A 22246-nucleotide genomic window follows, 5' to 3' on the forward strand; every position below is an offset into this window, starting at 1 on the left:
GGCGTGTGCCGCGCCCTGTTCAGATGGGGCGACAGGGCAGGAACAGGCGGACCTGGTCGACCGTGAGCCGGCGCGTCAGGCGCACTCCGGGAGCGGACAGGCCGGCGCGACAGCTCTGCGAGCTGGCGTTGCGGCTGTTCCGTCCGGTGTTCATGGCTCAAGTCTGCTGTCCGTGATGTGCCCGTACAAGTTTGCGACAAGCTGAACTAATCACCAGAACGGAGACGTACGCCACATCCCTCGCCCGCATGATCCGTCCGAGGTCCCGTCAGGCGCCCCCGCGCAGGTCAGCCGTGGCCGACCAGGGTGAAGGGGTCGTGGAAGACGGCGTCGAGGGCGGCCGTGCACGCCGCCCGGGCCAGGACGTCGCCGTCGGGGAAGGAGCCCCGCATCACGGAGACCGGCAGTCCGCCCGCGCTGCGGCTCTGCCGCGCCACCTCCGCGCGCATCTCCTCCAGCGTGCCGGGAAGCGCGCCCGCGCCGGGTTCGGTGACCACGACCACCTCGGGATCGAGGAAGGCCGCGAACAGGGCGACGGCGTGCCCGATGGACCGGGCCCGGTCCAGGAAGAGCCCGAGTGCCTCGCGGTGCCCGGTGGCGGCGAGTGCGCTCAGGGCCCGGTAGTCGTCGGCGGGCAGCCCCCGTTCCCGGGCCGCGGCCATCAGGGTGTGCTGGGAGACGGTGGCGCCGAAGCAGCCGGTGCGGCCGCACGAGCAGGGACGGGTGCTGCCCGGAAGGGGCAGATGCGCGACGGCCCCGGCGCGGAAGGCGGCCCCGTGGTGGACCACGGGGCCGATGCCGAAGGCCGCGTCGACCACGGTGCCGACGAACAGCGTCAGGGCGTTCTCCGCTCCCGCCATCGCGCCGAACAGGTACTCGGCGCTGTGCAGCGTACGTGCGTGGGAGTCGGCGTAGACCGGTACGTCGAGCCGGGCCCTGAGGTGGTCGGCGACGGGCAGGTCCGTCCAGCCCAGCGCGCCGTGCTCGACGAGGATCCCGTCCGCGCGGTTGACCCAGCCTCCCGTGGCCACGCCGGCGGCCAGCAGCCGCCGGTCCTGCCCGTGCCGGGAGATGAGGTCCAGCACCGCGTCGGCGGCCGCGCCCAGGACGTCTTCCTGGGTCCCGTCGAGGTGCGGCAGCTCGCGCTGGGCGATGATCCGCCCGTTCAGATCGGCCAGGGCCGCGGTGGCGTAGTCCACTCCGATGTGCAGCCCCGCGACGAACCAGCCGGTGCCCAGGTCCAGCAGGACGTGCGGGCGGCCGGCCGTGTGCCGGCGCACCAGATCGCCCCGTTCGCGCAGGAGTCCGGCAGCCAGCAGGTCGGCGACACGGCCGCTGAGGGAGGCTCCGGACAGGCCGGTCAGGCGTGCGATGGTGCGTCGCGGGGTCGGTCCCTGCCGGGCCACCGCTCTGAGCACCGCCCCCGCGGCGCCGCCCCGCTCGGGCCGGTGCCGCGCGGTCCCGCCAGGGCCCGTGCCACGCCGGCCGCGGGTGCCGTCGGCGGGGGCGGACAGTTCTCCGGGCATCGTGCTCCATTTCCTGCGGAGGGTGGATCGGCGGGACGGCGCAAGAGCTAGGTCTCTTCCGCGTCCACCACGGCTCCGGGTGCACCACGGCTCCCTGCGCACCACGGCTCCGCGTCCACCACGACCCGGTGTTCGGGTGCTCCTGGCGGGCCGCCGGGGCTGCTCGCACGCGCCGTGCGGCGGCCGAGTCCCGCCGAGCGGTTCCCTCGGTCCCGGGGAGAGGCACCATACGTGACGAATGCGCCCTGGTTCAGCCTCGTCCATCCACCGGTCACAGCCTCGCGGCCCGGTCCGCCGCGGCGGCCGGGAGGCCGTCCCGGGCGCAACTCCCTCCGATCGGCGCGGTGTTAGCCGACCGGTCCGGTCCCCTGACGCACCGCCCGACCGGCTCGCCCGCGCGAGGACATCCGCTCGCCCCGCGCTCCGCGGGAACATGTGAGGAACGCCCCCTTGTATCCGCAACGTGAACAGTGTCCCGGCTGCCTTGACCTGCGCGTCGTCCGTCTGGTGAGGTGCCTTTCATGCACGCCCGCCCCGCTCTCGTCCGTCGGCGCCACATCGACCTGGCGCACGTCTCCAGCGCTTTCTGTCGCCGCTGACCCAGGCGCACATGGTGCCGGCGACGGTCCGTACACTGTCCCCGCACCACGCAGGGCACTCTTCTCCCCTTCTTTCCGGGCCTGTTGGCACGGCGTCGCCCGCGAGCGGTCTCGCGGTGCGTGCCGCGGCCGGGTCCGGCTCCGCCGGCCTCGTGAGCGACGCGGTACACGGCCGTTGCGGCCGCTGAACCCCGCGTCCGCCGGCTCCGCCTGCGCGCCTTCGTCCCCCCCCTTGCTCCCCTTCCTCCGCCACGGCCACCGGTCCTCGTCACCGCTCGTGACACGGCCGGGGCCGCGGTTCGCCCTGCGGCACACCCCGTACCCACCGTTGCGGCGCGCCAACGCGGCACTCCCCCCGCCCGGGTCCCCGCCCGCGCGCCGTGCCGCGTCGCGTTCCCCCGCGCCAAGACGCTTCCCACCGGGGCCGGTTCGCCCTGCCCGGGCGGTCTCGAAAGGCTCTCCCACCACCATGACCACTGAAGAAACCGTCATCGACAGCGGCACGGCCGCGCCACCGCCGTCCGCCGACGGCCAGGACGGCGCGGACCTGCCCCGCGACGCCGTCTCCGGCCTCGGCGTCTTCGCCCAGGGGCTCGCCGCGGCGGCCCCGAGCGTCGCCCTCGCCAGCGTGCCCGGCTCCCTGTTCCTCGTCGCCGGCAAGGGCACGTTCTGGGCGGCGATCACCGGCGGCATCATCGTCTACCTGATCGCCGCGGTGATCGCGCTGCAAGCCCGCAGGACCGTTTCCTCCGGCTCGCTCGGCACCTACGCCGGCAACGGCCTCGGGCCGGTCGCCGCGTTCATGACCGGCTGGGCCCTCATCATCGGATACGTGGGCTTCGCGGCGGGCGGCGTGCTCGGCGCGGTCCTCTACTTCAACGGCTTCCTCCAGCAGATCGGGCTGCACACCGACCACGTGGTGTTCAAGGTGCTGCTGCTGGTCGTCGTCACCGCCGTCGCCCTCTACATCCCGTTCCGGGGCGTCAGCATCTCCGCGAAGGCCGGCCTGATCTTCGAGGTCGCCTCCGCGGCCGCCATCGCCGTGATCCTCGTCGCCTCCTACGTCCACTACGGCGCGCATCTCGACACGGCCCAGTTCAGCCTGAGCCATCTGGGCAACAGCACCACGCTGATCGCGGCCGTCTCCGCGGTCGGCTCGTACGCCGGCTTCGAGAGCGCCGCCTCGCTCGGCCACGAGGCACGCGACGCCCACCGCAACGTGCCGCGTGCCATCCTGCGCCTGGTGGTCGTGCTGTCCCTGCTCTACCTGTTCGCGACCTACCCCGAGGTGCTCGGCTTCCAGGGCCCCCACACCCTCGACGCGGACAGCACCCCCCTGCCCGTCGTCGCGCAGAACTCCGGCGTCAGCTGGGTGACGTACCCCGTCAACCTGCTGCTCGGCACCGCGATGATCGTCTTCTCCTCCGCCGTCATCAACTCCGGCGCCCGCAGCCTGTTCACGCTGGCCCGGGAACGCGCGCTGCCCGCACCGCTCGGGCGGGTCCACGCCACCCACCACACCCCGCACATCGCCATCGGCGTCGTCACCCTCATCGGCTTCGTCCTCGGCCTGGTGGGCACCGTCAGCGACGTCGGCCGGTTCCAGTGGGACGTCTACATCGGCATCGTCTCCAGCTACGGCTACCTGTTCGCCTACCTGGTGGTGGCGGTCGCCACCCCGCTGTGGCTGCGCCGGATCAAGGCGCTCACACCCGCCGGCATCGCGCTGTCGGCGCTGGCCACCGTGGGCATCGTCTACGTCATCTACAAGAACCTCGTCCCGGTGCCGAGCGGGGCCTACCGCTACCTGCCGTACGTCTTCGTCGCGCTGCTCCTGACCGGCCTCGGCCGCTACCTGTGGCTGCGGTCGACCCGGCCCGACGTCGCGGCCCGGATCGGCTCCATCCAGACGCTGTCCGAGGCGGAGCAGGCGCGGCTCGCCGAACTGGGCATCCTCGACGCGGTCCGCGGCAGCCACCGCGCGGACGACGCCGTCGACGGACTCGTCGGCCGGTCCGACTGACTCTCCGGCGGTGGGGCTCCCGCAGCCGTGGGGGTCCCACCGCCGGTCAACACCCGCCATCGCCACCCTCACGACCGGAAGTACTCCCATGCCTCACTTCGACGGCGCCACCGGGCGCGTCTACTACCGCCACTGGTCCACCGGATCCCCCCGTGCCTCCCTGGTCTTCCTGCACGGCTTCGGCGAGCACAGCGGCCTCTACCACCGCTACGCCGCGGCCCTCGGCGCCCGCGGCGTCGACGTCTGGGCCCTGGACGAGATCGGCCACGGTCTGACGGACGGCGAGCGGGGCCGGTTCGGCCGGTTCGACGACCTCGTGGCCAATGCCACCACCCTCACCGCGCTCGCCCACAAGGCCTCCCCCGGCGTTCCGGTGGTGATCGGCGGACACTCGCTCGGCAGCCTCGTCGCCCTGCTCACCGCGCTCGACACCCCGTCCCTCTACTCCGCCGCCGTCATCAGCGGTTCCCCGCTGTCGCCGCTGCCGTGGCTCACCGGGCCCGCGGACGGCACGGACGACGCGTTCGAGCTCGACCCGTCCGACCTGTCCTCGGACCCCTTCTACCTCGACCAGCTGGAGAACGACCCGCTGGCGTTCACCTCCGCCGACATCGGCGGCCTGCTCGCCGAGGCGTTCCCTCCGGTGTGGGCGCGTCTGGAGCGCGAACTGCCCTCGCTCGCATTGCCGTTGCTGGCCGTCCACGGGTCCCGCGACCCGATCGCACCGCTCGCGGGGGTGACTTCCTGGCAGGACCGGCTGCCCGGACTGCGCACCGAGATCGTCGACGACGCCGGACACGACGTCCTCAACGAGTCGGCGCACCGTCAGGTCGCCGCCGCCGTCGCCGCGTTCGTGCTGGAGCACGCCGACGCCACTGCCGGGGTGACGGCATGACGCTCACGCTCACCGACCGGGAACGGGACGCCGTCGAAGCGCTGCTGCGCTTCCCGCTCGTCTCCGCCATCAACGGCCGCCGCTCGCGCCGCTTCCCGGTCGGCGGCGAGATACCGGCCGGTGAACTCGCCTTCCGCAGCGGCAGGGAACCGCAGCCGCTGAGCGAGGTGGAGCGCGCCCTGGTCCTGGCCACCGTCACCGGTGTGACCGGCTGGAACTTCGGGATCACCCACCATCCCGGTTACGCGCCCGCGCTGCCCAACTACCCCGGATCCGCGGGCGGCCGGACCTTCCCGTCCGCCGCGGGCTTCCACACGACCGACTTCTTCTTCACGGACGACTCCGGCACCTACTTCCTCTCCAGCCGGGACGCCGCACCCGACGGCGAGGTCACCGACGGGGTCACCGACGCCGACCGCTGGCTGACGGCCACCGTCTCCCGGTACCGCAAGCTGTCCGACCGCCGCATCCACCTGCCGCGCGAGGAGCCGTACCTGGAGGGCCACAACACCTGGATCGCCAACCACCCCGGCTCCCTGCTGGTGATCCCGGTCGCCGACCTGGCCCAGCACTTCATCGCCAACGTCGCGTTCTTCCTCCAGAACGGCTACGGGCTGTACGACGACATCAACGGCCGTCCCGTGCCCGGCGCCGACGATGCCTCGCTGCGCCATGCCGGTGAGCCGTTCCCGCTGTCGTTCGTCGAGCAGTACACGCTCGCCGAGGCCAGCGCCGAGCTGATCACCGGTGTCTACGCCGGGCACCTGCTGCTCGGCGGTCTCGGTCTGGGCGGCTGGACGTTCGACGGCATCGACCGGCTCTCCCTCCTGGGCGCCTCGGGCGACCCCGACGTGCCCGGTCTCGGCTTCCACGTCGAGACCGACGAGCGCTGGTCGCTGCCGAACCCCACCGGGCTGCCCGGCGTCTTCGAGACGCTCACCCGGCCGCATGTGCGCGACGCCGCCGACGCCGTCGAACGCTTCACGCAGCGCAAGTCCGGTGCCGGCGGCCCGCTGAACCCGGCCACGCCGGGACCCTGGCGCGACACCCCAGGGGTCCGGGGCTCGGCGGCGCCGTTCGACGCGCGGCTGCGCGGGCTGCTCACCGACGCCGTCCGCTACGTCGACGAGACCTTCGGCAAGATCCCCGGCACCGTGCCGAGCGTGCACATCCTCAACTACCTCCAGGCCCAGCATCTCGACACCGACTTCTACGACCACCACTTCGGCGCGGGCGCCTACCTGGCCACCCACCGCGACCACCAGGCCACCTGGCACTGATCTCCGGCACAAGGGACCTGACCCGATGAACGTCCACCTGCACTGGTACCTGCCCACCAACGGCGACAACCGCGACATCGTCGGCTCCGGCGACGGCTCGCAGAAGGGCCTGGCCGCGGTCCGCGCGGGCTTCAGGCCGCCCACCGCCGAGTACCTCGGCACGGTGGCCCGGGCCGCCGAACAGCTGGGCTTCGAGGCCGTGCTGACGCCCACCGGCACCTGGTGCGAGGACGCCTGGATCACCACGGCCGCGCTCGCGGCCGTCACCAACCGGCTGAAGTTCCTGGTGGCGTTCCGGCCGGGTCTGGTCTCGCCGACGCTCGCCGCCCACCAGGCCGCCACCTTCCAGCGGATGTCCGGCGGAAGGCTGCTGCTCAACGTCGTCACCGGCGGGGACTCCGTGGAGCAGCGCCGGTTCGGGGACCATCTGGACCACGACCAGCGCTACGCCCGCACCGAGGAGTTCCTGACCGTACTGCGCGGAGTCGGCGCGGCCCGCGAGCCGTTCGACTTCCGGGGCGAGCACTACGACATCCGCCGGGCCGCGATCCCGTTCGCCCCGTACGAGCCGCCGGCGGTGTTCTTCGGCGGGGCCAGCCCGGCTGCCGAGCGGGTGGCCGCCCGCACCGTCGACACCTACCTCGCCTGGGGCGAGACACCACCGCAGATCGCCGAACGGATCGGGCGGATGCGGGTGCTGGCCGCCGAGGCGGGCCGCACCCTGTCGTTCGGCATCAGGTTCCACGTACTGAGCCGGGACACCTCGGCCGCCGCGTGGGCGGAGGCCGGCCGGCTCCTCGACCGCATCGACGACACCCGCGTCCGTGAGACACAGCGGGTGCTCGCCGCGGGCGAGTCGGTCGGGCAGCGGCGGATGAACGCGCTGCACGGCGGTGACCGCGGCAACCTGGAGGTCTACCCGAACATCTGGGCCGGTTACGGACTCGTGCGCGGCGGCGCCGGGACCGCGCTGGTGGGCAGCCACCGCGAGGTCGCCGACCGCATCGCGGAGTACCACGCGCTCGGCATCGACCACTTCATCCTCTCCGGCCAGCCGCACCTCGAAGAGGCCTACCACTTCGCCGAGGGCGCGGCCGCCGAACTGCGCGGCCTCGGCCTGGTCACCGCGCCGGACGACGCCGGCACCGCTCGCCGCTGACACCGAACGCCGCTGACACCGCGTCGCCCGTCCGCTCCGCACACCGACGAAAGCACCCGTATGAGTATCGAGATCAGGACGCTCACCGCGCCCGACGAGGTCAATGCCGCCTTCCGCGTCTTCCTGCGGGCCATGGTGGGACTGCCGTTCGGCGACATCGACGCCGCCGCCATCACCGAGCCCGGCCGGTACCTCGGCGCCTTCGACGGCGACGACGTGGTGGCCGGCGTGGACTCCTACGCCGGCTGGCTGGTGGCCCCGGGCGGTGCCCGTCTCGCGCACGCCGCCGTCACCCACGTCGGCGTGCTGCCCACCCACCGGCGTCGCGGCATCGTCAGCGACCTCCTCACCCGGCAGCTGCGCGACGCCGCCGAACGCGGCGAGACCGTCGCCTCGCTGCGCGCCTCCGAGGCCGTCATCTACGAACGGTTCGGCTACGGCGTCGCGACCTCGCAGACCTCCGCCCGCGTCGACCTGCGCCGCTCCGCCCTGCGGGACTCGGTCCCGGCCGGCGGCACCGTGCGCCTGGTGGACGACGCCGCCGGCCCCGAACTCCTCGACCGGATCTACCGGCGGGCCGCGTGGACGGGTGCCGTCCACCGCCCCGACGGCTGGTGGCGGCTGAACGAGCTGCGCCAGGCCAGGAGCACCGTGCCGCGCTACGTGGTCGTCCACCGCGACGAGGACGGCACGGACACCGGCTACGCGATCTACCGGCCCGAGGACACCGAATCCTGGTTCGGCGGCACCGGACGCACCGTGACCGTCACGGACTTCGTCGCACACGACGACACGGCCCGGGCGGGCCTGTGGCGTCACCTGTTCTCCCTCGACCTCGTGGACGTCGTCGCGTTCGGCTCCCTGGCCCTCGACGACCCGTTGCCCCTGGCCCCGCGGGACAGGCGGGCGGTGGCGGACGGCGGCGCCCACGACGAGACGTGGCTGCGCCTGGTCGACGTCGAGGAGGCCCTGCGACAGCGCGCCTACACCGCGGGGGAACCGGTCGTGATCCGCGTCGAGGACCCGCTGCTGCCCAAGAACAGCGGCACCTACGCGATCGGCCCCGGCGCGGTGGGCCGCACGGCGGCCGACCCGGACCTCGACCTCGACGTGTCCGCGCTGGCGGCGGTCTACCTCGGCGGCACCCGCTGGCGGCAGCTCGCCGCGACCGGCCGGGTCCGCGCCCACCGCCCCGACGCCGTCCACCGCGCCGACGCGCTGTTCGCCACCGGCGTCCAGCCGTACTCCGGAACCCTCTTCTGACCCCGGACGGGCCCGGCCCCGCCACGAGCCGGGCCACCGCGGCCAGACCTCTCTCCAGCCAAAGGGACACCGCCATGACCCGTACCAGACGTGCCGTGCTCAAGGGCGCTCTCGCCACCGCCGCCACCGGCCTCCTCGCCGCCTGCGGCTCCACCGCGACCGGCAGGACCGCGGCCGGCTCCAAGGCCCGCGACGGCGGCACACTGATCGTCGGCCAGTACCAGGAGGTCACCCAGTTCGACCCCAACCGGCAGTACTCGTGGGAGACCTGGCGCATCGACCGGAACATCTACGAGACGTTGGTCGACGAGGACCTCTCGACCTCCACGGGCATCCCCCGGATCGTCCCGAAGCTGGCGACCTCGTGGCAGGTCAGCGACGACGCCACCACCTACACCTTCACCCTGCGGCGCGGTGTGAGGTTCACCGACGGCACGGCCTTCGACGCCGAGGCGGTGCGCTTCAACGTCCGCCGCTTCACCGACGAGGACTTCGAGTACTACGACAGGACCGCGGCCGCCACCATGTCGCTGGTCTACGCGGACCTGAAGTCCTTCGAGGTGCTCGACGACCACACCGTGCGGTACACCTTCCACCACCCCTTCCTGGACTTCCTGCGCCAGATACCCAACAGCGGCAACGCAGCGTCGGGCTTCTTCAGCCCCGCCGCCCTCAAGCGGTACGGGCCGGACGGGCTCGCCGACCATCCGGTGGGCACCGGCCCGTTCACGTTCCGGGAGCGGGTCCGCGGCGACCACACGACGCTCGTGCGCAACACCCGCTACTGGGGCAGGCGGCCGCATCTGGACAAGGTGGTCTTCAAGCCGATCACCGACGACCAGAGCCGCGTGGCCGCGCTGCGCAGCGGCGCCGTCGACCTCATCAGCCGCGTCCCCGCGGACTCGGTGGTCTCGCTGTCCAAGGCCGGCCACTCGGTCCCCGAGAACAGGAACGTCCCGCAGATCATCTTCTACAAGTTCAACCTGGCCAACAAGGCACTCCAGGACAAGCGGGTCCGCCAGGCGATCATCAGGGCCGTCGACCGCGACCTGCTGGCGGAGAAGATCTACAAGGGGTACGCCGACCCCGCCACCTCCATCGTCAACCAGGGCAACGAGGCGTTCGAGGCGTCCGCCGTCGACTACACCCACGACCCCCAGGCGGCCAAGAAGCTGCTGGAGGAGGCCGGTTACGGCGACGGCAGCCTGAAGTTCACCATCATCAGCGACACCACCGGGCAGCCCACCGCCGAGTTCATCCAGCAGCAGCTGAAGGCCGTGGGGATCGACGCGTCGGTGGAGTCCTTCGAGTGGATCACCTACGGAACCCGGGCGGCCAACCTCAAGGCCACCGACGGCCTGGTCCTCGGGGAATGGGGCTACGTCGCCGCGAACTGGGTCCAGATCGCGCACAACCAGTACGTGGGCGCGCAGAACGGCGACCGGTACTCCGACACCTCCAAGGCCACCCTCAAGGCCATCGAGACCGCCGCCCGCAACGCCGACCCCGAGCGTTCGACCGAGCTGTGGCAGGCGGCCGCGCAGCACTGGGCGCAGGACGCGACGATCTTCCCGCTGCTGTCCTTCAACCGGTACTACGCCGTCGCGCCCACCGTCGGCGGCTTCGTCTGGCCCCGGCAGAACCACTACGACCTGTCCCGGGTCTGGGTCGCCGGATGACGACGACACGCCTGGTCCTCAGGCGGCTGGCCGCCGCCGTCCCGCTGCTCCTCGTGATCAGCCTGCTGGTGTTCTTCATCTCCCAGGCGGGCCCCGCCGACCCCGTGCGCGACGCCCTCAGCCAGAAGATGACTCCGGCGCAGATCGAGCAGATCCGCAGCGCCTACGGGCTGGACCGGCCCGCCTGGCAGCAGTACCTCAGCTGGCTGAAGAGCCTGTTCACCGACGGCGGCGGCATCTCCCTGAGCCTGCGCACCCCGGTCTCCGGGATCGTGTTCCCCGCGCTGCGCAACACGCTGCTGCTGGGCGCTGCGGCCAGCGTGCTGACCGTCGTGGTGGGCGTCGCGATCGGGTTCGTCTCCGGGATCCGGCACGGCCGGCTGACGGACCGCGTGACGATGCTGCTGGTCCAGGTCGGCAGCAACCTGCCGGTCTACTGGTTCGGGCTCCTGGTCATCTGGGTCACCGCCGTACGCCGGCAGTGGCTGCCCGCCGGCGGCATGCACGACCTGCGCGGCGACGGCGGCCCCGGCGATCTGCTGCTGCACCTGGTCGCGCCCGCGTTCGCCGCCTCCCTGGTCTCGACCCTGATCGTGGCGCGGTTCGTCCGCGCGGCGGTCATCGAGGCCGACCAGTCGGACTACATCCGCACCTACCGCTCCCAGGGGTTCGGCCGGGGCGCGGTCCTGGGCAAGCACATCGGCCGCAACGTCCTCCCGCCGATCGTCAACACGGCCGGTCTCACGGTCGGTTCGGTGATCACCGGGGTCGTCTTCGTGGAGACCATCTTCTCCTGGCCCGGCCTGGGCAGCGTGCTCCTGAACGCCGTCGCCGGCGCGGACTACCCGGTGATCCAGACCGGCGTACTGCTGGTCGCCGTCGCCTTCGTGGCCGTCAACCTGATCACCGACATCCTCCTCGACCTTCTCAACCCCCGGCTGCGGCACGGAGGTGGCGCATGACGACGGACACGACCGCCGTTCCGGCCGCCCACGCGACGACCGGCGGACCGCCGCGCCGGCGCGGGGTGGCGGCCCGGCTGGTACGCAACGCGGAGGCGGTGACCGGCCTGGCCGTCCTCGCCGTGGTGGTGGCGCTCTCCGTGCTCGCCCCGTGGATCACCCCGTACGATCCCGACACGGGCGACGCGAACGACGTGCTCGCCGCCGTCGGCTCGCCGGGGCACCTGCTCGGCACCGACGAACAGGGCCGGGACGTCCTCAGCCGCCTGCTCTCCGGCGGCGGCACGCGCTGGCCGTCTCGGTCTCGTCGGTGGCCGTGGCCCTGGTCGTCGGCACCGCCCTCGGTCTGCTCGGCGCGTTCGCCGGGCGGCGCACGTCGGCCCTGCTGATGCGGGCCGTCGACCTGGTGTTCGCCTTCCCGGTCATCCTGGTCGCGCTGTCCCTCGCCGCCGTGCTCCAGCCGGGAGCCGGTGTCCTGATCGGCACCGTCGTCTTCGCGGCCGTCCCCTACGTGACCCGGATCGTCTTCGCCGAGGCGAAGGTGGAACGACGGAAGGACTACGTGGAGGCCGCCCGCTCGCTGGGCGCCACGCGCGCCGGGATCCTGTGGCGCGAGGTGCTGCCCAACCTGCTCTCCCCCGTGATCGTCTACGGCACCAGCCTGGTCGGCGTGAACATCGTGTTCACCGCCAGTCTGAGCGCCCTGGGCCTGGGCGTGCAGCCGCCCGACGCCGACTGGGGCCGCATGATCTCCGAGGGCGCCAAGGTGCTGGTGAACGGCAGCCCGGGCGTGGCGACGTTCCCCGCGATGGCCGTCCTGCTCGTCTCCCTCGCGTTCAACTGGCTCGGCGACGGCCTGCGCGACGTACTCGACCCGTGACCCCGCCGTCCCCGCCCCCCGAGGTGATCCGATGACAGCCGTACTGAGCGTGCAGGATCTGCACGTCGACTTCGACCTGCCCGGCGGGCCCGTCCACGCCGTGCGCGGTGTGGACCTGGAACTGGCGCCGGGCGAAGTGCTCGCGCTGGTCGGGGAGTCGGGCTCCGGCAAGAGCGTGACGGCCTCCGCCGTGCTCGGTCTGCTGCCCCGGGGTGCCCGCGTCACCCGCGGCGGCGTCCGCTTCGCCGGCACCGAGCTCACCGGTCTGCCCGAGCACCGGCTCAACGTCCACCGGGGTTCCGGCATCGGGATGATCTTCCAGAACCCGGTCACCTCCCTCGACCCGTCGTTCACCGTCGGCAGCCAGCTGCGCGACACGGCACGGCTGCATCTGCGTGTCGGCCGGGACGAGGCCCGCGGCGTCGCGCGTGACTGGCTCGAACGGGTCCACATCCGCGATCCCGAACGGGTCCTCGGCGCCTACCCGCACGAGCTGAGCGGTGGCATGCGGCAGCGGGTGATGATCGCGCTCGCCGGTCTGTCCGGTCCGGCCGTGCTGATCGCGGACGAGCCGACCACCGCCTTGGACGCCACCGTCCGGAAGCAGATCCTGGATCTGCTGCTGGAGCTGTCGGAGCGGAGCCGGACCGCCGTGCTCCTGATCACGCACGACTTCGGCGTGGTCTCCCACACGAGCTCACGTGTCGCGGTGATGCGCGACGGCACCGTCGTCGAGACCGGGGCGACCGCCGAGGTGCTGAGCGCGCCTCAGCACCCGTACACCCGGGCCCTGATCGACTCCGTGCCGCGTCCGGGCCGCCGCCGAGCGCTCGACGGCGGCCCCCGCCGCCTACGGCCCGCTCCCGCTGCGGCTGCGGCTCCGGCTCCGGTCGCGCGGGACACCGCGCGGCCGCGCCCCTCCTCCGGCGACTCCCCGTCGGCGGCGGAACACGCCGATCCGGGCATCCCCTTGCTCCAACTCGATCGCATTTCCAAGGAGTTCGCCGTCGGCGGCGCGGGAACGGGCCGGCACCGCACGGCGGTCCGCGCCGTCCACGACGTGTCGCTCACCCTGCGGCGCGGTGAGGTCTTCGGCCTCATCGGGGAGTCCGGCTCCGGCAAGTCCACCCTCGCCCGCCTCGCCGGCGGTCTGCTCTCCCCCTCCTCCGGAACCGTCACCTTCGACGGTCTGGACCTGGCCGAGGCGGACCGTCACGCCCTGCGGAGCCTGCGCCGCCGCTTCCAGTACGTGTTCCAGGACGCCGTCACCGCCCTCAACCCCCGGGTCAGGGCCGGCGACCAGATCGCGCGCCCCCTGCTCCGCCTGGGCCGCGCCGCGGACCGTGCCGACGCCCGCGCCCGCACCGCCCGCGCCCTGGGTCTGGTTGGTCTCCGCCCCGAGCACGCGGACCGCTACCCCCGGGAGTTCTCAGGCGGTCAGCGCCAGCGCCTGCAGATCGCCCGCGCGCTCGCCCTCGAACCCGAGCTGCTGATCCTCGACGAACCCACCTCCGCCCTCGACGTCTCCACCCAGGCGACCACGCTCGACCTCCTGCTGGACCTGCGCGACGAGCTCGACCTCACCTACCTGTTCATCGGGCACGACCTCGCCGTCATCGAGTTCGTGTGCGACCGCATCGGGGTCATGCGGCAAGGCGCCCTGCTGGAGACGTTCCCCGCCGCCGACCTGTCCGCCGGCGACCGCCACCCGGCGACCCGCGCGCTCATCGGGTCGATCCTCCCGATCGGCCCGCACCGCGCACCGCACGGCGACGACCATGCCCTGCCGGCCGCCACATGACCCCACCGCCCCCGAGGCGGCACGGCCCGCCCCGCGCACCACCGCCGCACCCCGGCCCTCGTCCCCGACTCCGATATCAGCCCAACCCCGTCCCCGAACACCCCGCACCGCCCCGCACGAAAGGTCCCGCCATGAGCACCACCGCACCCGACACCAAGCGCACCGCGCTCACGTACCTGCGCCGTCCCACGGCGTCCGACGCCGACCTGACGGCACGTTTCCAGCCCGTCTTCGACCGGATCGCCGTCGGCGGCACGGACCGGGAGCGCGACCGTGTCTTCCCCCACGAGCAGGTACGGTGGCTCAAGGACGCCGGTCTGGGCACCGTACGCGTTCCCGTCGAACTCGGCGGTTCGGGCGCGTCCTTGCAGCAGACGTTCGCCCTGCTCGCCGCTCTCGCCACCGCCGACGCCAATGTCGCCCACATCTGGCGCAACCACCTCGCCTTCGTGGAGGACCGGCTGAACGCCGCGCCCTCCCCCGGCAACGACCGCTGGATACAGCGCTTCCTCGACGGGGACTTCGTCGGCGGCGGCTGGACCGAGGCGAACAACGGCACCTTCGCCGACCTGAAGACCACCGTCCGCCGGAGCGGCGACGGATACCTCGTCAGCGGCGCCAAGTTCTACGCCACCGGAAGCCTCTACGCCGACTGGCTCGACGTCCTCGGCAAGGGGGACGGCGACTCCGTCCTGACCGCGCTCGTCCGGCGTGAGCACCCCGGGGTGCGGCTGGAGGACGACTGGGACGGCTTCGGGCAGCGCACCACGGCCAGCGGCAGCGCCCTCTACACCGATGTGCCGGCCGAGCCCGGCGATGTCTTCCCCGCGGCCGAACGCTTCGTGTACCAGGGGCACTTCTACCAGACCGCGATGCTGGCGGTGCTGGCCGGCATCACCCGCGCCGTGCTGCGCGACGGCGTCGAGGCGCTCAAGGCCCGCGGCCGCAACTACCCGCAGGCGCTGAACCCGGTTCCCGCCTCCGACGCGCAGCTCCTCCAGGTCGTCGGGCAGGTGTCGGCGGACGCCTTCGCGGCCGACGCGGCACTGCACGCGGCGACCCGCACCCTGGACGCCATCGCCGAGGCGCAGGCGTCCGGTGCGCGGGAGCTGCGCGAGCAGCGGGTGCTGGAGGGAGAGGTCGCCGTGACGCAGGCGCAGCTGACCATCATCGACGCGGCGCTGCGGGCCACCACGACGGTCTTCGACGCCCTGGGTGCCTCCGGGGTCTCGCGGTCCCGTCTGCTGGACCGGCACTGGCGCAACGCGCGCACCCTCGCCTCCCACAACCCCCGTGTGTACAAGGCGCGCATCCTGGGCGACTGGCTCGTCAACGGCACGGACCCGGTCCCGGACCTCTCCGCCATCGGCCGCGGCGGCCAGGGCGACTGACGCATCCGACGGCTCGACCCGACGGCTCAAGGAGAACCACCGTGTCAGCGCAACCGCTCCGCATCGGCTTCGCCCTCAACTTCCGTACCTCGTCCCGGGACATCGAGGAGGTCGCGCGCGTCTACGAGGGCGTGATCGACACCATCGTGCACGCCGAACGGCTCGGTCTGGACAGTGTGTGGGTGGGACAGCATCACTTCGACAACACCGACGGTCCCTTCGCCTCTCCCCTGCCGTTCCTGGTGGCCGCCGCCGGCCGGACCTCGCGGATCGTCCTGGGCACCGGCATCACCACGCTGCCCTTCGAGGATCCGCTGCGGCTCGCCGAGGACGCGGCCGTGGTGGACGCCCTCACCGGCGGACGGCTGCACCTCGGGCTCGGTACCGGCGGCGCCAACCTGGACGGGTTCGCGGCGTTCGGGCTGGCGGCCGCGGACCGGCACGCGCTCTACGCCGAGAAGATCTCCCGGCTGCACGCGGCCCTCGACGGCCGTCCGCTGACGGACGGCGAGGATCCGCCGCGGCTGTACCCGCCGGGCGGCCGGGTACGCAGGCGGCTGTGGCAGGCGGCCACCGACATCGGCTCGGCCGTCGCCGCGGGCGACGCGGGCGACGGCCTGCAGCAGGGTGCCTTCTTCGATCCGGCCGGGACCGGGCAGGCGCCCAAGGTACGGGCCCATCTGGAGGCGTACGAGGCCGCCCGCCCCGGAGTGCCCCCGCGGGTGGCGGTGTTCCGGTTCGTCTACCCGGGACGTGACAAGGAGAGCGTCCTGCGGGAGGTGGAGCCGGTGCTCGGTCCCCGGCTGGGCGCCCTCGCCGAACGCGCCGCGCTCAGCGGCAACACCGCACTGCGCGGGCTGGGCGTACGGGAGTACCTGGACGCGGTGCCGTTCTACGGCTCCGCCGCCGACATCGCCGAGAGCGCCGCCGCCGATCCGGCGATCGCCGCCGGGGCCACCGACTTCGTGGCGAACTTCTCGTACCGCGACGAGTTCGACGCCGAGCACGCCAAGGCGCGTCTCGACACCCTCGCCACCGAGATCGGCCCGGCGCTCGGCTGGCGGCCGGCCGGAGCACCCCGGTGAGTGCGGGGCCGCTCCGGCCGACGGCGCCCCGGTCAGGCGATCCGGGCCGCGGCGGGGGTGGCGGAGGACGCCGCGAAGTGCTCGCGCAGGGTGCGGGTCTCGTACTCGTGCCGGTACAGGCCCCGGCGGCGCAGGATCGGGACCACCTCGTCGACGATCACTTCGAGGCCGTCCTCCAGCCGGTCCGGCTGGAGGTTGAAGCCGTCGATCGCTCCGGCGCGGAACCAGTCCTCGATCCGGTCGGCCAGCTGCTCGGGCGTGCCGACGAATCCGGAGTGCCCGGACCCGGTGTAGCGGGTCTGCCGCAGGTACTCGCGGACCGTCGGGTTCGTGCGCCTGATCTGCCGCACGATCGACTCACGGAAGCCGATGCTGCCGGTGAACGTCCGGCTGTCCACCGGCGCCGACAGGACCTCGTCGGGGAACGGCTCGTCCAGCGGCAGGGTCGAGGCGTCGAATCCGATGGCCTGGGACAGCCACTGCGTGGAGTAGGCGGCCGGGCCGGCGTCGTGCAGTTCGTCGCTGCGCCGCCGGGCCTCCTCCTCCGTGCTGCCGAGGCTCAGCAGCAGTCCCGGCAGGATCTTCACGTCGTCGGGGCGGCGGCCCGCGTCCACCGCGTGCTGCTTGACCTGCCGGTAGTGGTCGATCGCGCCCTGCTTGGTCAGCTCGGCCGAGAAGACGCCCTCGGCGAACCGCCCGGCCAGCTGCCTGCCCTTGGGCGAACCGCCGGCCTGGAGCACCACCGGGTGCCCCTGCGGCGACGGCGGCACCCGCAGCCGCCCCACGAGGTCGAAGAACGGGCCGTGATGGGCGACCGCGGGTCCGTCGCCCGCCGACCGCCACAGATCCAGGACCAGGCCGACGAACTCCTCGGCGCGGTCGTAGCGGTCGTCGCGGCCCGGTACGTCGGGCAGGCCGAAGTTGCGGGCCGCGGCGGCTCCCCGGGTCGTCACGAAGTTCCACCCCGCGCGGCCCTCGGACAGCAGGTCGAGGGAGAGCAGCCGCTCGGCCAGTTCGAACGGGTCGTTGAACGTCGTGGACGCGGTGGCGACCAGGCCGACGCGCTCGGTGGCCGCCGCGACGTGCGCCCAGGCCACGGTGGGTTCGAGGCGGCCCGCGTTCGCGTCGTGGGAGGGATCTCCCAGGGCCGGTCCGTCGGCGAGGAACAGCGCGTCGAGCGTCCCGCGCTCGGCCAGCCGGCCTATCCGGCTCCAGTAGTCGGGGCTCACGAAGGCGTCGTCGGCCAGGCGCGGCGACTGCCACGCGGCCGGGAGGTAGCCGAGGACCAGCACGTTGACACCGAGCAGAACATGGCCGGTTCGCTGAGAAGACATGGGGATTCCTTTCGACACCGGCCACTAAACCATCTCAAAACCTCGTAAACCATGCTACTTTATGGAGATTTCATGACATTCAATGACGCCGTGCGCGTCCCTCTCGCACTCGCCCTCTCGGGCGAGCAGACCCTCGCCCTTCTCTCCGACACGGCCCTGCTGGCGGAACTCGACGCCTCAGGGCTCGTGTTCACCGTCGTCGGCGCGGAACGCGTCTCCGCCGACGCGGGCGCCGACGGGCCCACCGTGGACACGGCCACCGCGGTCGCCGTCCTGACGGGACGCACCGCACACGCGGCCTTCCTGACGGCCGCCTCCCCCACCCGCGAACACCCCTACAACCTGGCCCGCCGCATCGCCTCCACCGGCCACCTGTCCCGGCAGCGCACGGGGATCGCCGTCGGCGGCCGGGACACCTACGTGGCCGACGGTGCCGGGCGGGCCCGCGGTGACGCCCCCGTGCTGACGGCGCCGTTCACCACAGCCGCCGTACGCGATCTCGCGCTCGCCGTGCAGAAGCTCGAACAGACCTGGCCCTACGAGGCGATCGTCGCCGACCGGGAGCAGCGGATCTTCGCCCGCGGTGACCTCATCCGGCCCGCCCACCACGACGGTCTCCTGCCGACGGCCGGGCCGTTGACACTGCCGGGCACCCCCGAGGGCTCATCCGTCCTGGCCTGGTGGACCAACGCCGAGGAGGAACTCACCACGGCCGCCGAGGTCGCCGACATCATCGTGGCGCTGCCCGGCGCTTCGTCCACGGCCGACGCCCGCGGCGCGGCCGACGCCGCTCCCCGCGGCCACTTCACGGACCCCGCGCGGCGCCCCCTGGTCTTCGGCCTCCTCGACCTGCGGTCCGACAGCACCGAGGACACGGCGCGCACCGCGATCGCCGCCCTCTCGGCCGCGGGTGCGGACGGCGTGATCCTCCGCCCCACGGCGGCCGACCCCACGAACGCGATCCGTCTCGCGACCCGGCTCACCGACGGTACCGCCGCCGCCCCCGCCACTCTCCGCCGGCGCCTCTCCCTCCCCCCGACCACCGACCTCCTGCCTCCCGGCCCCGGCCTCTTCCCCGTCCCCGACGCCATTGCGCCCGTGACACCGACGCAACCACCGGTCCCGGCGAACTCGGGCAGTGTGTCCGGCTGATCCGGCGGACACCGCGCCGGGCGCTCGGTGTTCTCCGCCACCAGTGGAGACAGAGCGCGGCGGTGAGTCCTGCGACGACCAGAGCGGCGCCGGTGAGGGCGACGCCGGTGAATCCGGCGAGGTGAAGGACGAGTCCGCCCGCGGCCGACCCGCCCGCGATCCCCGTGTTGAACACGGAGATGTCGGCCGCCGCGGCGATGTCGGTGGCGGGGCGGGCCTGGAGGGACACGCTGACCTGGGCGGCGGTGCTGAAGGCACTGAAGGCTGCCGTCCAGATCGAGGCGACGAGCCAGGTCAGGATCGCGCTGTTCATGACCAGCGGGACGAGGCCCAGGCTGGTGGCCAGCAGAGCCGCGGTCGCCGACAGGGTCTGCCGGGCATGCCGGTCGGCGACTGCGCCACCGAGGACGGTGCCGACGGTGCCGAAAACACCCGTGGTCAGGAGAACCGCGCCGACCGCGGTGGCGCCGAGGCCGGTCTGCTGGGTCAGGAGCGCGACGAGGTAGGTGGATGCCGTGCAGTGGCCCGCCGTGACAGTGGCGTTCACGGCGAACGTGACCAGCACACGCGCCCTGGCCAACGCCTTGAGCTGGGTCCGCAGGCCGGGCGAGGGGTCCGGCACGGGTTCCGGCACCATGCGGACCGCTGCCGACAGGACCCCCACGGTCAGGGCGGCCAGCGCGCCGTAGACGGTCCGCCAGCCGAACACGCCGCCCAGCAGGGTACTGGCGGGAACCCCGACGACGGCGGAAACGGTGATCCCTCCGAAGACGACGGCGACGGCTCGTCCTCGTCGCTCAGGGCCGGTCAGCGTGATGGGCCAGGGACAGGGCCGTCACCGCGTACATCGCCGCGGCGGTGCCGGTGAGCGCCCTGGCCGCCAGGACACCGGGAAGCGGGTGACCAGGGCGGTGAGGCCGTTCCCGACAGCAAGCGCGACCAAGGACCCCACCAGGACCCGCCGACGGGACAGCCGACTCGTCACCGTGGTGAGCACGGGGCCGAGCAGCGCGACGGCCACGGCGTACACCGAGACGAGGGTGCCTGCGGCGCCCGTGGAGACCTCGAAGTCGGCGCTGATGGCGGGCAGCAGACCGGCGACCGCGAGTTCGCTCGTGCCCAGGACGAACGCGCCCGACGCCAGGACAACCAGAGCCGGCACCCCGACCGTACGGGAACCCGTCGCCATGGCATCTCCTTGAGGAGAGACAGCAGTCACCCGCGCAACGGCTGGGAAGTCCCGGCGCCTGCTGCTGCCGCAGATTGAGCCGCCGTCAGCAGGGGTCCACGACGGAACAACGGTGTCGCCCGACAGCATTCAGAGAGCCGCTCGGGTGCACCACGCCGTACGGTGTCCAGCTCTCCCGGAGCGTCCGGTCCTGCCGCTGACGGCCCCGGACTCATACGGCAAGGCTGTACGCGAGGCGGAGCAGATCCACCAGATGCAGCACCCGTCCGCCGAAGCCCGGAAGGGGAACGTGGAGCGGCTGGGTCCAGCGGACGGGAATGGCGTCGAGTCCGTAGTAGGCCCCCGCGAGCCCTCCGGTCACCGCGGCGACGGTGTCCGTGTCACCGCCGAGGTCGATCGCCGCGCGTATCGCGTCCTCGAAGCTCGCGGTGGTGCGCAAGGCCCAGACGGCCGAGCCCAGGCAGGGCCAGACGGCGCCGTTGAACTCGGTCGCCCGGTCGGGATGCCAGCCGGGCGCGAGAACGGTGGCGAAGCGGTCTCGCTGTTCGGGGTGGACCCGGGCCAGGATCTCCGGGAGCGCGGCGAGGGGGTCGGTGTTCCCAAGGGTGACGCGGACGAGTTCGTGGAAGATCGCGGTGCCTTCCCAGGCGGCCCGGTCGCCATGGGTGAGTGCGGCGATACGGCGAGCCGCGTCCATGGTGGCTTCCCGGCCCGCGGAGGCGAAGAAGACCGCCGAGGTCGACGCCCGCATCAGGGAGCCGTTTCCCGCTGCTCGCCGGTTGACCCGGAAATGGGCCCCGGCGGCCAGGTTCCAGGGCATGCCGTTGGTCAGGACGTCCTCGGTCTGGAGGCCGATGTCCTTCGGCTCCGAGGCCGCCCACCGCTGGAAGCGGCCGAACATGTCCGGCAGATCCAGCCCGTCCCGCTCCAGCAGCGACTCCGCGACCAGGACGGCCATCTGCGTGTCGTCGGTGGCCTCACCTGGGTCCCAGCCGCCGCCCCCGCACATCTCACCACCGCCACCAGGCGAGGGAAACCTCGCGGAGAACACCCCCCCGGACCCGAACTCGAAAGGCCCGCCCAGAGCGTCGCCCACGGCCGACCCCACGACCACACCGGCAACCCGCTCAGCCCGCCTCACCCGCGCAGGCTATCCGGATTTCCGCGGGCTCACGGCCCTCGGCTCAAGGACGGTCGCACGGCACAGCAGCTGACGCCGCCCGGGTCAGTAGCCGACCGTGAAGCGGTGGCCGAGGTGTTGCGGGTTCTCGATCTCGTCGACGAGGGCGAGGGCGTAGTCCTCGTAGGAGAGGCGGGCCTGTCCGTCCTCGCCGACGACCGGGTGGTCGAGGCCTGTGCGGTAGTGGCCGGTGCGCTCGCCGGGGGCGAAGTGGACCGGGGGCGGGGAGAGGTACGTCCAGGTCACGTCGTCGCCGAGCGCGCGGTAGGCGTCGAGGGCCCGGATCTGGCCGACGGCGTAGGGCCTGAACTGCGCGGGGAAGTCGGGGGCGTCGAAGAAGCGCACGCCGTCGTCGTTCAGCAGGCTGGCACCGCCGCCCATGTGGAGGATGCGGGGGCCCTTCGGCCCGAGCGCGCGGACGGCCTCGGCGACGGTGGTCACCGCCTCGGTGTACAGGCGTGCCTCGGGACCGCCGACGGTCAGCACCAGCGCGTCGGCGTCCCCGGCCAGCGTGGCGACCGTCCCGGCGTCGGTCACGTCCCCCGCCACCGGGCGCACGCCTTCCGGGAGCGGACCGAGCCGTGCCGTGTCGCGGGCGACGGCGGTGACCTGGTGACCGCGGGCGGCCGCCTCGGCGACGACGCGGGAGCCGGCCTTCCCGGCGGCTCCGAAGACGACGATCCTGCTCATGTTCTCGCTCCTTGGGTACGGGTTCAGGCGCCTTGCGCCTGGCGTGTGCCACGACCTCGTCGGCGCAGCCGTCCGGGGCCGTGCGGCCGTGGACGGGGCGGCCTCGGTCAGGCCGCCCGTGCCCTTCCACTCTCGCCCCGGGCGCAGGAGAAGGGCGA

The 22246-nt window shown here is 72.9% G+C and carries 18 protein-coding genes and 1 pseudogene; 13 read left to right on the forward strand and 6 right to left on the reverse strand.

The window, feature by feature from the left end; all coding sequences use genetic code 11:
- Positions 1-19: 19 nt before the first annotated feature.
- Together ACZ619_RS26965 and ACZ619_RS26970 are read right to left on the reverse strand one after the other, a co-directional pair.
- On the reverse strand, positions 20-154 hold the full coding sequence (locus ACZ619_RS26965; RefSeq protein ID WP_469603902.1) for a hypothetical protein: 135 nt from the start codon (positions 152-154) through the stop codon (positions 20-22).
- Between the two features lie 133 nt (positions 155-287).
- Positions 288-1526, reverse strand: a complete 1239-nt coding sequence (locus tag ACZ619_RS26970) for an ROK family transcriptional regulator (RefSeq protein WP_469603905.1) — start codon at positions 1524-1526, stop codon at positions 288-290.
- 1068 nt (positions 1527-2594) lie between these two features.
- Between ACZ619_RS26970 and ACZ619_RS26975 the strand changes: the two genes are divergently transcribed.
- The 12 genes from ACZ619_RS26975 to ACZ619_RS27030 all read left to right on the forward strand — a co-directional run bounded on the left by ACZ619_RS26975 (position 2595) and on the right by ACZ619_RS27030 (position 16543).
- Entirely contained in the window at positions 2595-4148 is a 1554-nt protein-coding gene (locus ACZ619_RS26975; protein ID WP_469603907.1) for an APC family permease, read from the forward strand.
- Between the two features lie 88 nt (positions 4149-4236).
- Complete coding sequence (locus tag ACZ619_RS26980; protein WP_469603910.1) at positions 4237-5043, forward strand: alpha/beta fold hydrolase; 807 nt, start codon at positions 4237-4239, stop codon at positions 5041-5043.
- On the forward strand, positions 5040-6323 hold the full coding sequence (locus ACZ619_RS26985; RefSeq protein ID WP_469603912.1) for a hypothetical protein: 1284 nt from the start codon (positions 5040-5042) through the stop codon (positions 6321-6323). The genes ACZ619_RS26980 and ACZ619_RS26985 overlap by 4 nt, the downstream gene beginning before the upstream one ends.
- A 25-nt stretch (positions 6324-6348) precedes the next feature.
- The gene (locus ACZ619_RS26990; protein ID WP_469603915.1) at positions 6349-7482 is read left to right on the forward strand and encodes an LLM class flavin-dependent oxidoreductase; all 1134 of its coding nucleotides are present in this window, start codon (positions 6349-6351) and stop codon (positions 7480-7482) included.
- Positions 7483-7542: 60 nt separating this feature from the next.
- Entirely contained in the window at positions 7543-8745 is a 1203-nt protein-coding gene (locus tag ACZ619_RS26995; RefSeq protein WP_469603917.1) for a GNAT family N-acetyltransferase, read from the forward strand.
- 74 nt (positions 8746-8819) lie between these two features.
- Positions 8820-10424 carry an ABC transporter substrate-binding protein gene (locus ACZ619_RS27000; protein ID WP_469603920.1) on the forward strand — a complete coding sequence of 535 codons (1605 nt, stop codon included), beginning with the start codon at positions 8820-8822 and terminating at the stop codon, positions 10422-10424.
- Positions 10421-11386, forward strand: coding sequence for an ABC transporter permease (locus ACZ619_RS27005; protein WP_469603923.1), 966 nt, complete (start codon positions 10421-10423; stop codon positions 11384-11386). Before ACZ619_RS27000 ends, ACZ619_RS27005 begins: the two co-directional genes overlap by 4 nt.
- Complete coding sequence (locus ACZ619_RS27010; RefSeq protein ID WP_469603926.1) at positions 11383-11775, forward strand: hypothetical protein; 393 nt, start codon at positions 11383-11385, stop codon at positions 11773-11775. The genes ACZ619_RS27005 and ACZ619_RS27010 overlap by 4 nt, the downstream gene beginning before the upstream one ends.
- A complete protein-coding gene (locus ACZ619_RS27015; protein ID WP_469603929.1) occupies positions 11703-12266 on the forward strand; it encodes an ABC transporter permease in 564 nt (187 codons plus the stop codon). The genes ACZ619_RS27010 and ACZ619_RS27015 overlap by 73 nt, the downstream gene beginning before the upstream one ends.
- 31 nt (positions 12267-12297) lie before the next feature.
- The gene (locus ACZ619_RS27020; RefSeq protein WP_469603932.1) at positions 12298-14067 is read left to right on the forward strand and encodes a dipeptide ABC transporter ATP-binding protein; all 1770 of its coding nucleotides are present in this window, start codon (positions 12298-12300) and stop codon (positions 14065-14067) included.
- Positions 14068-14198: 131 nt separating this feature from the next.
- Positions 14199-15458: an acyl-CoA dehydrogenase family protein gene (locus tag ACZ619_RS27025; RefSeq protein ID WP_469603933.1), complete on the forward strand. Its 1260-nt coding sequence runs from the start codon at positions 14199-14201 to the stop codon at positions 15456-15458.
- 41 nt (positions 15459-15499) lie between these two features.
- Positions 15500-16543, forward strand: a complete 1044-nt coding sequence (locus ACZ619_RS27030) for an LLM class flavin-dependent oxidoreductase (protein ID WP_469603935.1) — start codon at positions 15500-15502, stop codon at positions 16541-16543.
- 32 nt (positions 16544-16575) lie between these two features.
- On the opposite strand, the gene ACZ619_RS27035 is transcribed toward ACZ619_RS27030, so the two are convergent.
- Entirely contained in the window at positions 16576-17877 is a 1302-nt protein-coding gene (locus ACZ619_RS27035) for an LLM class flavin-dependent oxidoreductase (protein ID WP_469603938.1), read from the reverse strand.
- Between the two features lie 72 nt (positions 17878-17949).
- Here ACZ619_RS27035 and ACZ619_RS27040 point away from each other — a divergent pair, with 72 nt between their 5' ends.
- Positions 17950-19029, forward strand: coding sequence for a hypothetical protein (locus ACZ619_RS27040; RefSeq protein WP_469603941.1), 1080 nt, complete (start codon positions 17950-17952; stop codon positions 19027-19029).
- Between the two features lie 223 nt (positions 19030-19252).
- Here the strand turns inward: ACZ619_RS27040 and ACZ619_RS27045 are convergent.
- From ACZ619_RS27045 to ACZ619_RS27055, 3 genes and pseudogenes are all read right to left on the reverse strand, one after another.
- Positions 19253-20347 (reverse strand): annotated as a pseudogene (locus tag ACZ619_RS27045) (MFS transporter); the annotation flags it as partial.
- 82 nt (positions 20348-20429) lie between these two features.
- Entirely contained in the window at positions 20430-21359 is a 930-nt protein-coding gene (locus tag ACZ619_RS27050) for an ADP-ribosylglycohydrolase family protein (protein ID WP_469603943.1), read from the reverse strand.
- Positions 21360-21443: 84 nt separating this feature from the next.
- Positions 21444-22088, reverse strand: a complete 645-nt coding sequence (locus ACZ619_RS27055) for an NAD(P)-dependent oxidoreductase (protein ID WP_469603946.1) — start codon at positions 22086-22088, stop codon at positions 21444-21446.
- Positions 22089-22246 lie beyond the last annotated feature (158 nt).

The organism is Streptomyces sp. NPDC104367 (assembly GCF_055583825.1).

What these genes read in the sequence shown, in the direction of transcription:
- ACZ619_RS27000 (WP_469603920.1), top strand. Translation starts at nt 8,820, where the DNA reads ATGACCCGTACCAGACGTGCCGTGCTCAAGGGCGCTCTCGCCACCGCC.
- ACZ619_RS26990 (WP_469603915.1), top strand. Translation starts at nt 6,349, where the DNA reads ATGAACGTCCACCTGCACTGGTACCTGCCCACCAACGGCGACAACCGC.
- ACZ619_RS27035 (WP_469603938.1), bottom strand. Translation starts at nt 17,877, where the DNA reads ATGTCTTCTCAGCGAACCGGCCATGTTCTGCTCGGTGTCAACGTGCTG.
- ACZ619_RS26995 (WP_469603917.1), top strand. Translation starts at nt 7,543, where the DNA reads ATGAGTATCGAGATCAGGACGCTCACCGCGCCCGACGAGGTCAATGCC.
- ACZ619_RS27055 (WP_469603946.1), bottom strand. Translation starts at nt 22,088, where the DNA reads ATGAGCAGGATCGTCGTCTTCGGAGCCGCCGGGAAGGCCGGCTCCCGC.
- ACZ619_RS26985 (WP_469603912.1), top strand. Translation starts at nt 5,040, where the DNA reads ATGACGCTCACGCTCACCGACCGGGAACGGGACGCCGTCGAAGCGCTG.
- ACZ619_RS27025 (WP_469603933.1), top strand. Translation starts at nt 14,199, where the DNA reads ATGAGCACCACCGCACCCGACACCAAGCGCACCGCGCTCACGTACCTG.
- ACZ619_RS27010 (WP_469603926.1), top strand. Translation starts at nt 11,383, where the DNA reads ATGACGACGGACACGACCGCCGTTCCGGCCGCCCACGCGACGACCGGC.
- ACZ619_RS26975 (WP_469603907.1), top strand. Translation starts at nt 2,595, where the DNA reads ATGACCACTGAAGAAACCGTCATCGACAGCGGCACGGCCGCGCCACCG.
- ACZ619_RS27020 (WP_469603932.1), top strand. Translation starts at nt 12,298, where the DNA reads ATGACAGCCGTACTGAGCGTGCAGGATCTGCACGTCGACTTCGACCTG.
- ACZ619_RS26965 (WP_469603902.1), bottom strand. Translation starts at nt 154, where the DNA reads ATGAACACCGGACGGAACAGCCGCAACGCCAGCTCGCAGAGCTGTCGC.
- ACZ619_RS27040 (WP_469603941.1), top strand. Translation starts at nt 17,950, where the DNA reads ATGACATTCAATGACGCCGTGCGCGTCCCTCTCGCACTCGCCCTCTCG.
- ACZ619_RS26970 (WP_469603905.1), bottom strand. Translation starts at nt 1,526, where the DNA reads ATGCCCGGAGAACTGTCCGCCCCCGCCGACGGCACCCGCGGCCGGCGT.
- ACZ619_RS26980 (WP_469603910.1), top strand. Translation starts at nt 4,237, where the DNA reads ATGCCTCACTTCGACGGCGCCACCGGGCGCGTCTACTACCGCCACTGG.
- ACZ619_RS27005 (WP_469603923.1), top strand. Translation starts at nt 10,421, where the DNA reads ATGACGACGACACGCCTGGTCCTCAGGCGGCTGGCCGCCGCCGTCCCG.